We start from the raw sequence: 15,138 nt of genomic DNA, 5'->3' as shown, positions 1-15,138 counted from the left end.
GGGGCCCCCCGGGGGGGCGGGCGGGCGGCGCCACGGAGGGGTAGAAGCTCAGGCCGCGGTCGAAGCGCAGGTCCAGCGTGTCGCTGCCGGCGCCGCCCCAGAGGAAGGAGCCGAAATCGGTGATGCTGGAGGAGGAGCCGATCTTCACCTCGCCGACATTCACCCGTGGGGCGCTGCTGAGCGTCGTGGCGTCCGGGTCAAGGCTGCGAAGCTGCAGCCACATCGGCGCGACGCCGGTCGGGCCGAGGAAGCCGCCGCCGCGACCGAAGCCGGGCTGGTTCGGGAAGGAGAACTCGTTGGACAGGCGCTCGCCCTGGCCGAAGCCCAGCCTGTCGTCGCCCGCGCCGCCTTCGATGTAGTCGTCGCCGCCATCGCCGAAGAGCGCGTTGTCGCCGGAATTGCCGAAGATGCGGTCGTCGTTGCGGGTGCCGATGATCCCTTCGATACCGCGCAGTATGTCGGTCGAGAGCACGGTGTCGGCGCTGCGCAGCGCTGTGGCCGTGCTGACGCTCCGCACCGAGCCCGAATAGCTGCTCTTGATGATGTTGTCGCTGCCGTTGTGCTTGTCGAGATAGGAGGCCTGCGTCTCCCGAGGACCGAGCGGCAGCGGAATGTCCAGGCCGACGATTGCGCTGCGCGTGAAGCCTGAATACGTCTCGCGGATCGGCGCGGAGCCAGCGTTCCAGCCTGTCTCGATGCCGGCGAAGCCGCTATGCGTGTAATCGAAGCGTGCGCTGCCGCTGATGCTGGTCAGAATGATCTTGGAGCGCAGCTCCGGTCCGATGATCTGCGCCGTTCCATCCGCGTCGCCTTCGCCCAGCCGCGCCGACAGGAAGCGTGCATCGGTGACCGCGTAGCCGAAGGTGACATCGCGGTCCTCGGTCCCCACCCTGTCGGAGGCGAGAAAGCGGGACTCGACCGTCCTGTAGCGCGCCTTGCCGCCGACGGTGCCGGAGAGCGCCACATCGTTCACCGAGAAGGCGACGATGTCGAAATCCTCCCCGCCGTCGTAGACCTTGTTGCCTGTGATGTTCGAGGCCGCGCGGTCGTCCAGCAGGCCGCGGGCCAGCAGGTCATTGCCGGCGCCGGCGAGCAGCAGGTCCGCGCCGCCCTGCGCGGCCAGCCGGTCGTCGCCATCGCCGCCTTCAAGCGTCTCCGCGCGGCTGGACCCGATCAGGATGTCGTCGAAACCCGTGCCGATCACGCGCTCGATGCCGGTGAGCACATCGCCCTGCGCCTCGCCGCGGTAGCCGCGGCCGATCCCGTTGACATCCAGGTCGATGAAGACGCTTGTCGGGGCATCGGCGTAGCTGGCCCGGTCGCTGCCCCAACCGCCGACCATGGAATCGGCGCCGCGCCCGCCGATCAGCAGGTCGTCGCCGTCGCCGCCGGTCAGCGTGTCGTTGCCGTCGCGCCCTTCGAGGGTTGCAGCGCCGATGGGAATGACGGGAACGTCGTTGAAGTCGCCGCCGTCCAGCGTATCGGCAGCCGAGGGCGCCACCTCCAGCCGGTTGTTCTCCGCGTTGCCAATCAGCTGCGTCGGCGTCAGGAGCGTGCTGCGCAGATTCTCGAAGCCGGTGAGGTGCGCCAGCACGATCGCGCCGTCCGAGACGACGCCAAGGCCGAGATCCACGAGCATGACCGGATCCGACCCGCCCGCGAGAAGCTCGAGCCAATCCTCGCCCTCGCCGCCATCCACCAGACCGGGCGCGCCATCCGCCCGCATGCCGCCATTGGCGATCATCACCAGGTCGTTCCCCGCCCCGGCGCGCAGGACGAGATCAAGCTGGCGGAGCAGCACCTCGTCATCCCCGCCCAGCGTTTCGATCTCGGTGATCCCGCTCAGCGCCTCGGGTGCCTGATCGATCCGCACGAGGTCCGCCGCGTCGGTCAGGCGCAGGCGCTCGATCCCGTCGAGGAATGTCACCGCCCAGACGGGCGCCTCCGGGATGCCCGGCCGCAGGACGACATAGGGAAGGAAGCCTTCGGGCGGCGAACCGGCCCAGATGGCCAGGCCGGCACGCTCGCCCGAGCGGATCGTGCCCGACAGGTCGGCGTCGAGGACGCGCCCGTCGAGGCCGCCGAAGTCGAGCACGTCCCCGCCATCGCCACCCTGGATCGTCGCCGCGCCTTCCCCGGGCTCGATCGTGTCGGCGCCGCCGAGGCCCCGGATGCTGTCGTTCCCGGCAAAGCCGATGATGCGGTCGTCGCCCGCCGTGCCGTCGAGCGTGTCGGCCTGCGGCGTGCCGAGGATGGCGTCGCCGAACTCGGGTGCCGGCGGCGTGGCGCCGAGCACGAAGCTCGCGACGTGGCTGTCCTGCAGCCGGAAGGCCTTGTTGTAGAGATCGACGATCTCGAGGTTCAGCAGCGGGAAGGATTCGCGGAACAGCGGCCCGAGATCGATGTCGAAGCCGGCGCCGAGCGTGAACGGGCCGATACCGACGCTCGCATCGAATTCCGCGCTGGCGGCCAGGCCCGAGAGCAGCAGCGACAGGTCGAATTCCAGCCCGGTGCGGTTGGTCGCCAGGGGATAGGCCTGCGTCTCCACCTCGACGAAGGTGGTGTCGCCATCGTAGCGCAGGCTGAGCGCGCCGATGTCGCGCAGGAACGGTGTCTGCTGCAGCGGCGAGACGACCTCGGCCACCTGCTGGCGATACAGGCTGTCCGACGGATCGAAGGCGACCGGGATCACCTCGATCTGCGCACCGCCGCCGCTGCCGCGGCTGATGCGGTAACCGACCTCGATGTTGCCGAGGGCGAGTTCGACCGTCTGGTCTTCGCCCAGGATCGGCGCGCTGCGCGCCAGCACCGTGCCGTTGTCGAGGTTCAGCCATTCCGTGGTGCCGGCGGGCCGCCAGACCATGCGGCCACCGATGCTGCCGGTCTGGCCGGTGAACGCGCCGGGAATGCCGTCCTCGAAATCCACGAAGAGCTCGAGGTCGCGCGCATAGGTCAGGTTCTGCGCCGCGAGCTCACGCAGCCGCGCTTCGACCGCCGCATCCTGGAACACGCCGGTGGGGTCGTAGACCAGCTGCCGCTCGACCTGCACCACGTCGACGAATTTCTCGCCGCCCTTGCTGCCGTCTTCGTTCAGCGCGAAGAAGCCGAGGCGCGTGCGGAGCTCGGGCGTGAGGGTGAATTCCTGCACCAGCGGCAGCGCCGCTTCCAGCTCCACGTCGAACAGGTTGTAGTAGAAGGCGGCGCTGAAATCGAGCGGACCGAGGCTGCCTTCCAGCGGCGGAAAGCCGAATTCCAGCGGGGGAAAGGCGCCGCCGGTGGCGAAGGTGATGAGCCCGTCCACATCGAGCACGAGGCGGGCGAGATCGTCCTTGTTGCCCTCGGCGATGTTCTTGCCGTCGGCGTCCAGATCCTCGACGATCTCGCCATTCAGCAGCTTGCGCGTGGGATCGGTGACAAAGATGCCGTCAAGGTGTTTCGAGACGGTGTTGATGCTGGGGACGAGGATGTCGATCGAGCCGAGATCGATGCCGGAGAGATCGGGCTCCGCCTCTTCCTCCTCTTCGTCCTCGGGCGGATTCTGCTCCTCCTCGTCCTTGGGCGGGATCTCCTCGCCTTCCTCCTTGACCTCGGCCTTCGGCTTCTCCTTCGCCTTTGGGGAGGAGACGAAGATGTTGAGGGGAATGCTGATGCCGGCGAACTGGCCATTGGCGTCATAGGCCGGGTCGAGCCCGGCCATGTCCACCAGCTCCTCGGTGGTGACGCCAAGCAGGTTGACCGGGTCGGCCGCGCCCTCCGCGGTCTGACGCGCCGTGTCCACGGAGATGAGTGGGATGGTCGTGCTGGGCGAGAAATCCGCCAGCTTGTAGGTGCGGTTGTCGCCAGCGACGCCGAGCTCGGCTGCGAGCAGCACATCCAGCGCGGCAACCAGGTCGAGCTGGAATCGCAGGCTCGGGAAGCTGGTGGTGAAGCCGGCATCCTGGCCGAAATCCGGTGTGCCGGCGAAGTAGAGGGAGATGATCTGGCCGTCGTCGGCGACCGGGTCCAGATCCGGGAAGGACAAGGCGAGATCGTAGGGCAGGACGGCGTCGATCGAGCCGGGGTCGAAGGCAGCGGTGATGTCGAGGCCGAAGACCGCGCGGAGCTCGCCGAAGAGCCGGGCGCGGAACAGCTCGACATCGCCGATGAACGGCAGCTTCGCGGAAACAGCGCCGCCCAGATTGAATGGGCCGCCGAACGGTTCCGGCCGCCCGACGCCGAAGAAGCGCTGATAGGGCTCGGGAGCAGAAGTTCCGCCAAATTGGCTGCCCGAGGGCTCAAAAATCACCGAGTCCAGAAGAGATACGTAGCCGTCACGGAACGTGGTTCCCATGATGCGCAGCCTGCCATTGGAGTCTCGAACCGCTGCCGACCGGCTCTTGATCTGACCCTATGCTCGACAAGATGGCCCGAAAAGCAGAAATGACGGCAATACGGACTCGTGACTGGGACGATTTTCTTCATGGCTTTTCGCTCAATCAATCGTGGAGTGGGGAGCGGCAGGGCTTGCGGGCGCATACCGGCGGATTTCTGGGCCTTCCGACCGTTGCTTCAGCCTTGCGGCGCCATTTCGCCGGCGGCGAGCAGCGCTGCACTTCCATGCAGATCCCGTCCGGCCATTGCGAACGGGGCGCGAACATTCGGCGCTTCCTGGATCCGTGTCTGATGCCCGGGCTTCCCGGATGACGCCAATTCTGGCTCCCTGCCGGGCAGCGCGGCCAAAGGGAGTCGCCGCGTCCAGACGCAGCAGGCCGGCGCCGCCGCGATGATCGCCTGACGGAGCGGCCCATGCACTATTCTGTCTTCAGCCTCATGAGGAACGCCTTGGCGGGAGACCGGCTCTGGCCCCCGGCATGGCGCGATCCGCAGCCGAAGCCGCGCTACGACGCGTTGATCGTCGGTGGCGGCGGCCACGGTCTGGCCACCGCCTACTACCTGGCGAAGGAGCACGGCATCACCGATGTCGCCGTGCTGGAGAAGGGCGCCATCGGCAGCGGCAATGTCGGGCGGAACACCACCATCATCCGCTCCAACTACCTGCTGCCAGCGAACACCCATTTCTACGAGAAGTCGCTGCAGCTCTGGGAAGGGCTGGAGCAGGACCTGAACTACAACGCCATGGTCTCGCAGCGCGGCGTGCTGAACCTCTTCCACACCGATGCGCAGCGCGACGCCTATGCGCGCCGCGGCAATGCGATGCGGCTTGCCGGGGTGGATGCCGAATTGCTGGATGCCGCGGCGGTGCGCGCGATGGTGACCGGAATCGAGACGCGGGATGTCCGCTTCCCGGTGAAGGGCGGCCTGCTGCAGCGGCGCGGCGGCACCGTGCGGCATGACGCCGTCGCCTGGGGCTATGCGCGCGCGGCGGATCGGCGTGGCGTGGACATCCTGCAGAACACCGAGGTCACGGGCATCCGGGTCGAAGCCGGGCGCGTGACGGGCGTGGAGACGACGCGCGGCTTCATTGGCGCGCGTCGCATCGGCCTCGCCGCCGCGGGTCACTCCGGCCGGGTCGCCGCCATGGCCGGCATGACCCTGCCGATCGAGAGCCACGTGCTGCAGGCCTTCGTGAGCGAGGCGGTGAAGCCCGTGCTCGGCACCGTCGTCACCTTCGGCGCCGGCCATTTCTATGTCAGCCAGTCCGACAAGGGCGGCCTGGTCTTCGGCGGCGACATCGATGGCTACAACAGCTACGCGCAGCGCGGCAGCCTGCCGGTGGTGGAGGAGGTGATGGAATGCGCGGTGACGCTGTTCCCCGCCTTCTCCCGGCTGCGGATGCTGCGCCAATGGGGCGGCGTGATGGACATGAGCATGGACGGCTCGCCGATCATCGACCGCACGCCGATCGAGGGACTCTTCCTGAATTGCGGCTGGTGCTATGGCGGCTTCAAGGCGACGCCGGCCTCGGGCTGGTGCTTCGCGCACACCATCGCCACCGGGCAGCCGCATCCGCTGAACGCCGCGTTCCGTCTCGACCGCTTCGCCACGGGCGCGGTGCTGGACGAGAAGGGCGCCGGCGCCAGGCCCAATCTCCACTGAGGGCCTGATGCGCATCACCTGCCCCTACTGCGGCGCCCGCGGCAATGACGAGTTCACGGTGCTGGGCGCCGCCGATCCGGTGCGACCCGATGCGGATGCGCCGTTGACGGACTGGGTCGGCTACGCCCATGCACGCGAGAACCCGCGCGGCGCGCATCGCGAACTCTGGCAGCACCAGCATGGCTGCCGCGCCTGGCTGGTGGTGGAGCGCGACACGCTGACCCACGCCGTGATCGCCGTCCGCGCGGCGCGCGACGCATGAGCGCGCAGCCCTGGCGCCTGGCGCAAGGCGGGCTGATCGAGCGTGATCGCACGCTTGCCTTCCGCTTCGACGGACGGCTTCTGCATGGCCATGCCGGCGACACGCTGGCCTCCGCCCTGCTGGCGAATGGCGTCCGACTGGTTGGCCGTTCCTTCAAGTATCACCGACCTCGCGGCATCCTCTCGGCCGGCCCGGAGGAACCGAACGCGCTTGTCGAGTTGCGCGGCGGCGCGCGGCGCGAGCCGAACACGCGCGCGACGCAGGCGGAGTTGTTCGAAGGGCTGGAGGCCCGCAGCCAGAATCGTTGGCCCTCGCTCGGCTTCGATCTCGGGGCGGTCAACGGCCTGTTCGCGCCGCTGATCGCAGCCGGCTTCTACTACAAGACGTTCATGTGGCCGGCCGCCTTCTGGGAGAAGCTCTACGAGCCGCTGATCCGCCGTGCCGCTGGCCTCGGCCGCGCGCCGCAGGCCGCGGACCCGGACCGCTACGAGCGCGCCCATGCGCATTGCGACGTGCTGGTGATCGGCGCCGGGCCGGCGGGGCTGATGGCGGCGCTCGCGGCCGGCCGCGCCGGCGCGCGCGTGCTGCTGGTGGAGGAGGATGCGGCGCTCGGCGGCCGGCTGCTGTCGGAATCCGAGGAGGTGGACGCTCTGCCCGGCGCCGAATGGGCGCGCGCGGTCGAAGGCGAACTCGCTTCCCTGCCGCGCCTGCGCATCCTGCGCCGGACGAGTGCCTTCGCGCTGCTCGATGGCGGCGTGGTCGCAGCGACAGAGCGCGTCGCCGACCACCTGCCGGAGCCGCCGGCGCATCTGCCGCGGCAGCGCACCTGGAAGATCGTCGCGCGGCGCGTCGTGCTCGCGGCGGGCGCGATCGAGCGGCCCGTGGTCTTCGGCGGCAATGACCGGCCGGGCGTCATGCTGGCGGGTGCGGTGCGTTGCTATCTCAACCGCTACGCCGTGTTGCCGGGCAGGCGGGCGGTGGTGTTCACGGCCGGTGACGATGGCTGGCGCAGCGTTGCCGATCTTCTGCGCTGCGGTGCGCAGATCGACGCGGTCGTGGATGCCCGCGCGGAGGTGCCGCCGGCGCAGATGCGCCTGGCGGCGCGGCATGGGCTGCGCCTTGTCGCGGGCGGGCGCGTGACCGGCACGCATGGCGGTCGGCATCTCACGGCCGTGCGCTACGCCGATGCCGCGGGACGGGAGGAGGGCGTCGGCGCCGATCTCCTGGCCGTTTCCGGCGGCTGGAATCCTTCGGTGCATCTCGCCTGCCACCTGGGTGGGCGGCCGCTCTGGGATGCGACGATCCACGCCTTCGTGCCGGGCGAGTTGCCGCCCGGCATCGCCGTGGTGGGCGCCGCTGGCGGGCGTTTCTCCACGCATGCCGCGCTCGCCGAGGGTGCGGCCAAGGGGCTGGCCGCCGCGCAGGATTGCGGCTTCGCCGGCACGGCGCCGCAGATCCCGCCTGCCGAGGACGCGCCGCGCGATGCGGCGCCGCTGTTCCACGTGCCAAGCAGCCGCGGCAAGGCATTCGTGGATCTGCAGCACGACGTGACCGACGCCGACATCGCGCTGGCGCATCGCGAGGGGTTTCGCGGCGCGGAGCACGCGAAGCGCTACACGACCCTCGGCATGGCGACCGACCAGGGCAAGACTTCCGGCGTGAACGGCCTGGCGATCCTGGCGGACCTCGCCGGCCGGCCGATTGCCGATCTCGGGACCACGACGCATCGCCCGCCCTGGACGCCCGTGGCCATCGGCGCCATCGCCGGTCCGCATCGCGGCCGACACTTCCGGCCTGCGCGCCACACGCCGCTGCATGACTGGGCCGCCGCGAACGGCGCCAGCTTCGTGGAGTCCGGACCGTGGTATCGCGCACAGTGGCACGCTCGACCTGGCGAGGCCGGATGGCGCGACAGCGTGGACCGCGAGGTGCTGGCGGTGCGCAACGCGGTCGGAGTCTGCGACGTCTCGACCCTCGGCAAGATCGAGGTCGTGGGGCCTGGCGCCGCCGCGCTGCTCGACCTGGTCTATGCGAACACCGTCTCGACCCTCGGTGTGGGCCGGCTGCGCTACGGCATCATGCTGCGCGAGGACGGCTTCGTGATGGATGACGGCACGGTCGCGCGGCTCGCCGAGGACCGCTTCTTCGTCACCACGACCACGGCGAATGCGGGCGCTGTGCTGCAGCACCTCGAGTACTGCCATCAGGTGCTGCGGCCCATGCTCGATGTCGCGCTGTTCTCGGTCACCGATGCCTGGGCGCAGCTTTCCGTCGCCGGCCCGCGCGCGCGCGACCTGCTGGCGGCGGTGCTCGATCCCGGCCCGGATCTGTCCAATGCCGCGCTGCCGCACATGGCATGGATCGCGGTGCGTCTCGGCGGCGTGCCCTGCCGCCTCTATCGCCTCTCCTTCTCCGGCGAGCTCGCCTATGAGCTCGGCGTGCCGGCGGATTTCGCGGAAGCCGCGATGCGGCGGATCATGGCGCGGGGCGCGTCCTTCGGCGTCACGCCCTATGGAACCGAGGCGCTCGGCGTGCTGCGCATCGAGAAGGGGCACCCCGCGGGGGGCGAGCTCAACGGCCAGACCACCGCGCGCGATCTCGGCCTCGGCCGGCTCGTCTCGACACGGAAGGACTGCATCGGGCGGCGCCTCGCGGAGCGGCCGGCCCTGACCGATCCGGCGCGGCCGGTGCTGGTCGGGCTGAAGCCGGCCAATGGGCGCATGCCGATCCGTGCCGGATCGCATCTGCTGGAGCCGGGCGCGGCGGCGGCCACGGCGAACGGCCTCGGCCATGTCACCTCGGCCTGCTTCTCGCCCACGCTCGGCATGCCGATCGCGCTCGCGCTGCTGTCGCACGGCGCGGCGCGCATCGGGCAGCGCATCCGCGTCTTCGATCCGCTGCGCGACGGCGACCTGGAAGCCGAGGTCTGCCCGCCGGTCTTCGTGGATCCGCAAGGGGAGCGCAGCCGTGGTTGAGGCGCCGCTGACCCCGCGCTCCGCGCTCGCGGGCCGGCTGCGCATCGGCCGGCACGGCCGCGCGGAAGGCGCCGCGGGCGTGACGCTGCGCGAGCGCGCCGGAGTTGCCGCGGCAGCCATCGCCTTGCGCGGCGGGCGTGAGGCGGAACTGCAGGCAGCGCTGCGCGAAGGCTTCGGCCTTGCTTTGCCGCGCGCTCCGGCCTGCACGGCATCGGGAACGGTCGAGCTGGTATGGACCGGCCCCAACCAATGGCTGGCACTCGATGGCGGGCGCGTGGAACTCTCGGCCTTCCGCTTCGCGCCGGATCTCGCGGCGGCGCTGGGCGAGGCGGCCTCCGTCACCGATCTCACCGGGGCGCGCGCGATCCTGCGCCTCTGCGGGCCGTGCCTGCGCGAGGCGCTGTGCAAGCTGTTGCCCGTGGATCTCGACGAGAGCGTCTTCCCGCCCGGCGCGGCGGCCGTCACGCTGGCCGGGCATGTCGGCGTGACGGTCTGGCGCGCGCCGGACGCTGGCGATGCATGGCACCTCGCCTGCCTCCGCTCCTACGGCGCAAGCCTGGCGGAGGCGGTGCTGGAGGCGGCGGCGGAGTTCGGCTGCGTGGTGGAGGCCTGACGCGGCGCCCTACCAGCGCGGCCGCTTGTCCTGCCAATCCGGCTGGTATTTCCGCATCTCGGTCCCGTCGTCGCGCTTGCGGATGCCGCAGCGCTGCCAGTCGGCATGCATCGCGGCGAGCTTCGCGCGGTCCAGCGTCACGCCGAGGCCCGGGCCGGCCGGAACGCGCAGCGCGCCATCCGTGATCGGCAGCTTGCCGCCTTCGATCAGGTCGTCCTCGAGCCAGGGGTAATGCGTGTCGCAGTCATAGGTGAGGTTCGGCGTCGCGGCGGCGAGATGCGCCATCGCCGCCAGGCTGATGCCGAGATGCGAGTTGGAATGCATGGACAGGCCCAGCCCCCACACCGCGCAGATGCGTGCGAGCTCGCGGCTGGCACGCAGCCCGCCCCAGTAGTGGTGGTCGGAGAGGATCACGCGCACCGCGTCCTGGCGAATCGCCGGCGCCAGATGCGCCCAGGCGACGACGCACATGTTGGTTGCCAGCGGGATCGGACAGGCGGCCTGTACCGCGGCCATCGGCGTGATGCCGGGCACCGGGTCCTCGAGATACTCCAGCACCGGCAGCATCTTCGGCAGCAGCTTGAGCGTGGTGTGGACATGCCAGGCGCAGTTCGGGTCGATGCGCAGCGGCGCATCGGGGAAGGCGGCGCGCAGCGCCAGCAGCGCCTCCACCTCCGCCTCGGGCTCCATCACGCCGGCCTTGAGCTTGAGCGAGCGGAAGCCGTGCAGCGCCACCATGCGCCGCGCCTGCTCCACCACGCCTTCCGGCGTCAGCGCCTCGCCCCAGGGATCGGACGGGATGGAGGCGTCGAACCGGTGCCGCTCGAACTTGTAGAAGAGATAGGCGGCGAAGGGGATGCTGTCGCGCACCTGCCCGCCAAGCAGGGAGGCCACCGGCACGTTCAGGTGCCGCGCCAGCGCATCCGTGGCCGCCACCTCGAAGGCGCCGAAGACGCGCGCCACCAGCATGTCCTGCCCGGTGCGGGGGGAGGATTCCTTCGCGGAGATGGTCGTCGCCGCGCAGGCTGCCTGGGCGGCGCTCTCGATGCCGGCCAGGTCGGTGACGTCGAGCCCGACCAGCGCCGGCGCCGCGGCTTCCAGGCAGCGGCGGATGCCGTCATCGCCATAGGTCTCGCCGAGGCCGGTGATGCCGCCCTCGATCGTCACCTCGATGATGGAGCGCAGGCACCAGGGCTCATGCACGCCGGCCGCGTTGAGCAGCGGCGGGTCGCGGAAGGCGACCGGGGTGACGGCGACATGCTCGATGCGCGGCATCAGGCGTTCCCCACGCGATGGGCGGCGATGTAGTCGAGGTCGAGCGCATGCCCGAGGCCGGGCTCCTGCGAGAGATGCACGAAGCCCTCCGCATCCATCGGATCGTCGGCGCGCGTCAGGTAAGCCGGCGGTGCATCGTAGTCGAGGAAGGGGTGCAGCAGGCCCCGCTCGTAGTAGGTGGTGTTCGGGATGGCGCCGCAGACCGCGAGATTGCCCGCGCCCGTGCCGTGGATCTCGCAGCTCATGTTGAAGCTCTCGGCGGTCGCCGCGATCTTCAGGCAGGGCGTGATGCCGCCGACGCCCCAGACGCCGCAGCGGATCATGTCGCAGGCCGCGCCCGCGATCCACTCCGCGCGTGTCCAGTGCTTGCCCGGCATGCTCTCCGGCCCGAGGATGTTGAGCGAGAGCTGTTCCGACAGCCAGCGATAGGAGGAGAGGGAGGCTTCCTCCATCGGCTCCTCCATCCAGAGGAAGCCGAGCTCCTGCAGCCTGCGGCCGAGCCAAGCCGCATCCTCGCGCGAATACCAATGCGACGGGTCGAGCATCAGCGGGATGTCGGGCCCCACCGCCTCCCGCACCGCGGCGCAGGCCTTGTAGTCCATGCGCACATCCGGCGCGCCGGGGATCGGCGGCATCCAGGTGTGCAGCTTCACCGCCCTGTAGCCACGCACCCGAACCATCCAGTCGGCGTAGCGCGCGTAATCCTCCGGCGTGCGCAGCCCGCCTTCCAGGTCGTCGCCGCACATGGTGCTGCCATAGGCGAGGATACGGTCGCGCATGCCGCCCGCGAGCTTCCACACCGGCGCGCCGAGCAGCTTGCCCGCGAGGTCCCACAGCGCGAGATCCACCGCGCAGAGCACGCGGTCGGTGAAGCGCTGGCCGCTGCCGCGCTGGCTCTTGTACAGCGCGCGCCACAGCTTCTCGCGCCGCAGCGGATCGGCGCCGAGCAGGACCGGGCGCACGAAGGCCGCGAGCAGCCCTTCCTCGACATCGGCGGGTGCGGTGAGGGCGCGGCCGGTCGTGCCGTCCTCGGCCGTGATCTCCAGCATCGCGGCGCGTGCGATCGTCTCCTCGCCCGGATGCGCATGACCGTCGCTGTCGCGCGCGATGCGGCTCGGATAGGTGAAGACGGTGGAGGCGACGCGGACAATCCTCATTCCCAGCGTCCCCGCAGGCGCCGCGCGCGGGCGCGCCGCGTCTGGAAGTAATTGTGCTCCGACGCAGTGCCGGGTTCGAAGGCCTGGCCGTCATCGGGGAAGGTCGCGACGTTGCGCACCGAGGGATGCTTCGCGATCTCCTCCAGCACCAGGTCCACGCCGAGGCCGGGCGCGTCCGGAACGGGCAGGCAGCCATCCACGGTGCGCAGCGCGGGCGCGACCACCTCCGCCCGGCCCGGCCAGTCGAACTCCACGCGTTCCAGCATCAGCGCGTTGGGGATCGAGGCCATGACATGCAGCGCGGCAAACTCCGCCACGGGGCCAAGTGAGCCGGAATGCGGCGCCATGGTGATGAAATGCGCTTCCGCCATCGCCGCCATCTTGCGCATCTGGGTGATGCCGCCGGCGCGGCCGGTGTCGGGCTGGATCACGTCCACCAGGTCGCGCTCGATATAGGGCCGCATGCCCCAGAGCGTCGCGACGCGCTCCCCGGCCGCGATCGGCACGTCCAGCGAATCCCGCACACGTTCCAGCGCATCCAGGTTCTCCGGCGCCACCGGGTCCTCGTAGAAGAGGATGTCGAGCTGCTCCAGCTCGCGCCCGACCAGGATCGCGTCCTGCGGCGTCATCCAGGACGGGCCATGCGCGTCCACCATCACGTCCACCTCGGACCCGACGGCATCGCGCACGGCCGCGACGGCGTCGATGTCCACCGCGCCGGTGAAGCCGACCTTCACGCCCTTGATGCCGAGCGCCATCAGCTCGCGCGCACGCTCGGGCGTCTTCGCGTGGCCATAGACCGGGATGCGGTCGCGGAACCGCCCGCCCAGCAGCTGCCACACCGGCAGGCCGAGCGCCTTGCCCTTGATGTCCCAAAGCGCCATCTCGATCGCGCTGAGCGCGCCGCCGCCGACCGTGCCGAGCAGGCCGTGCCCCATCGAGCCGAGATAGAGCTTGTGCCAGAGGCGATCCACGTCGCGCGGATCCTCGCCGATCAGCAGGGTGGCGTAGTCCTCCACCGCCGCGCGCACCACGCGCGGCCAGCCGGATCCCTCGCCGACGCCGTGAATTCCTTCGTCCGTCAGCACGCGCACGAAGAGCCAGTTGCGCGACCCGCCATGGCCATCTGCGCCGCGGCTGGTGCCGAGGCCGGGCACGGCCGGGCGCGCGCCGACCTGCAGGAGATGCGTCTCGACGCCGGTGATCTTCATGCGCCCTCGGTGTAGCGGTGGCGGCCGGACAGGCCGCGACGACGGGGATCGGGATGCGGCACGGCGGAGAGCAGCGCGCGCGTATAGGCGTGCTGCGGCGCGGTGCAGACGGCCTCGGTCTCGCCGATCTCCACCACCTTGCCGCGATACATCACCGCGACGCGGTCGCAGAAATAGCGGATCACGCCGATGTCGTGGCTGATGAAGATGAAGGACAGGCCGAGCCGCTGCTGCAGGTCCAGCAGCAGGTCCAGCACCTGGCCGCGCAGCGAGACATCCAGCGCCGAGGTCGGCTCATCCGCCACGATCACGCGGGGATCGAGCGCGATGGCGCGTGCGATGCCGATGCGCTGGCGCTGGCCGCCGGAGAAAGCGTGCGGATAGCGCTCCATCGCGGTCGCCGGCAGGCCCACCAGTTCCAGCAGTTCGGCGACGCGCTGCTTCAGCGCCGCGCCGGCCAGCATGCCGTTCACCAGCATCGGCTCGCCGATGATCTGTTCCACGGTCATGCGCGGGTTGAGACTGGAGAAGGGGTCCTGGAAGACCATGCGGATCTCGCGCCGCAAGGGGCGCAGCGCCGCCTCCCGCAAGTCCAGCAGGTTGGTGCGCGCGCCGTCGCGGCCGACATAGTCGATGCGGCCGCCGAGTCCCTCGAACAGCCCCATCACGCAGCGCCCGAGCGTCGTCTTGCCCGATCCGCTCTCGCCCACGATGCCGAGCGTCTCCCCGGCGCGCAGGTCGAGCGTCACGTCGTCCACCGCCGCCACCGCCGGTCCGGCGGGGCGAAACATCCGGCGCGGGGCGGGGAAGACCTTGCGCAGCGACTCGATCCGAAGGATCGGTTCGCCGGGCGGGTTGGCCGCGCGCATCGCCAGTCGGCGCGGGGAGGGGCGGTCCAGCGCCTGCACGGCACCGAGCAGCATCCGCGTGTAGTCGTGCTGCGGCCGTTCGAAGACGTCCAGGATCGGGCCGCGCTCCACCACCTGGCCGTGGCGCATCACCGCGACCTCGTCGGCCATCTCCGCAACAACGCCCATGTCGTGGGTGATGAGCATCACCGCCATGCCGTGGCTGGCCTGCAGGCGGCGGATCAGGTCGAGGATCTCGGCCTGCGTGGTGACGTCCAGCGCCGTGGTCGGCTCGTCCGCGATCAGCACGGCGGGGTTGCAGGCCAGCGCCATCGCGATCATCGCGCGCTGGCGCATGCCGCCGGAGAATTCGAAGGTGTAGCGGTCCACCGCCGTCTCCGGGCGGGGGATCTCCACTTGGCGCAGCAGGTCGATCGCGCGCTCCCGCGCGGCGCGCTTGCCCAGGCGGTCATGGAGCCGGATGGCCTCGATGATCTGCGCGCCGATGGTGTGCACCGGCGAGAGGGAACTCATCGGTTCCTGGAAGATCATCGCGATGTCGCGGCCGCGGATCGCCCTGATCGCTGCGCTGCGCGGGGGCAGCGCCGAAAGCTCCACGACCTCCTCGGTGCCGCCGGATGCCGCGGCGCCCTTGGTGGTGTGGTGGCGGTGCAGCAGCACGCGGGGGGGGGGGGGGGGGGGGGGGGGGGGGGGGGGGGGGGGGGGGGGGGGGGGGGCCGGCCCGCCCGCGCCGCCGGGCC

At 70.6% G+C, this 15,138-nt stretch carries 9 protein-coding genes and 1 pseudogene; 5 read left to right on the top strand and 5 right to left on the bottom strand.

Features of this window, described 5'->3' with window-relative positions; genetic code table 11:
* A pseudogene (locus AC1MIR_RS16950) lies at positions 1-4,330 on the bottom strand (hypothetical protein); the annotation flags it as partial.
* A 59-nt stretch (positions 4,331-4,389) separates the two neighbouring features.
* Between AC1MIR_RS16950 and AC1MIR_RS16945 the strand changes: the two are divergent.
* From AC1MIR_RS16945 to AC1MIR_RS16925, 5 genes are all read left to right on the top strand, one after another.
* Positions 4,390-4,683 (top strand): hypothetical protein, encoded by a 294-nt coding sequence (locus tag AC1MIR_RS16945; RefSeq protein ID WP_480029355.1) that lies wholly within the window; start codon positions 4,390-4,392, stop codon positions 4,681-4,683.
* A 102-nt stretch (positions 4,684-4,785) separates the two neighbouring features.
* Positions 4,786-6,036 carry a sarcosine oxidase subunit beta family protein gene (locus AC1MIR_RS16940; RefSeq protein WP_480029354.1) on the top strand — a complete coding sequence of 417 codons (1,251 nt, stop codon included), beginning with the start codon at positions 4,786-4,788 and terminating at the stop codon, positions 6,034-6,036.
* A 7-nt stretch (positions 6,037-6,043) separates the two neighbouring features.
* Complete coding sequence (locus AC1MIR_RS16935; protein WP_480029353.1) at positions 6,044-6,298, top strand: sarcosine oxidase subunit delta; 255 nt, start codon at positions 6,044-6,046, stop codon at positions 6,296-6,298.
* Entirely contained in the window at positions 6,295-9,273 is a 2,979-nt protein-coding gene (locus tag AC1MIR_RS16930) for a sarcosine oxidase subunit alpha family protein (RefSeq protein ID WP_480029352.1), read from the top strand. The genes AC1MIR_RS16935 and AC1MIR_RS16930 overlap by 4 nt, the downstream gene beginning before the upstream one ends.
* A complete protein-coding gene (locus tag AC1MIR_RS16925; protein WP_480029351.1) occupies positions 9,266-9,886 on the top strand; it encodes a sarcosine oxidase subunit gamma in 621 nt (206 codons plus the stop codon). Before AC1MIR_RS16930 ends, AC1MIR_RS16925 begins: the two co-directional genes overlap by 8 nt.
* A gap of 9 nt (positions 9,887-9,895) precedes the next feature.
* Here AC1MIR_RS16925 and AC1MIR_RS16920 read toward each other — a convergent pair whose 3' ends face one another.
* The 4 genes from AC1MIR_RS16920 to AC1MIR_RS16905 all read right to left on the bottom strand — a co-directional run.
* The gene (locus tag AC1MIR_RS16920) at positions 9,896-11,161 is read right to left on the bottom strand and encodes an enolase C-terminal domain-like protein (RefSeq protein WP_480029350.1); all 1,266 of its coding nucleotides are present in this window, start codon (positions 11,159-11,161) and stop codon (positions 9,896-9,898) included.
* On the bottom strand, positions 11,161-12,318 hold the full coding sequence (locus AC1MIR_RS16915) for an enolase C-terminal domain-like protein (protein WP_480029349.1): 1,158 nt from the start codon (positions 12,316-12,318) through the stop codon (positions 11,161-11,163). Before AC1MIR_RS16915 ends, AC1MIR_RS16920 begins: the two co-directional genes overlap by 1 nt.
* Positions 12,315-13,529 carry a mandelate racemase/muconate lactonizing enzyme family protein gene (locus AC1MIR_RS16910; RefSeq protein ID WP_480029348.1) on the bottom strand — a complete coding sequence of 405 codons (1,215 nt, stop codon included), beginning with the start codon at positions 13,527-13,529 and terminating at the stop codon, positions 12,315-12,317. Before AC1MIR_RS16910 ends, AC1MIR_RS16915 begins: the two co-directional genes overlap by 4 nt.
* Positions 13,526-15,138, bottom strand: a 1,613-nt coding sequence (locus AC1MIR_RS16905; RefSeq protein WP_480029347.1) for a dipeptide ABC transporter ATP-binding protein, incomplete at its 5' end; no start/stop codon positions are given. The genes AC1MIR_RS16910 and AC1MIR_RS16905, both read right to left, overlap by 4 nt.

This window comes from Falsiroseomonas sp. RANM36, from assembly GCF_056682175.1.
Note: the sequence above shows the minus strand (reverse complement) of the source record. Positions and strands in the feature narration are given on the sequence as shown.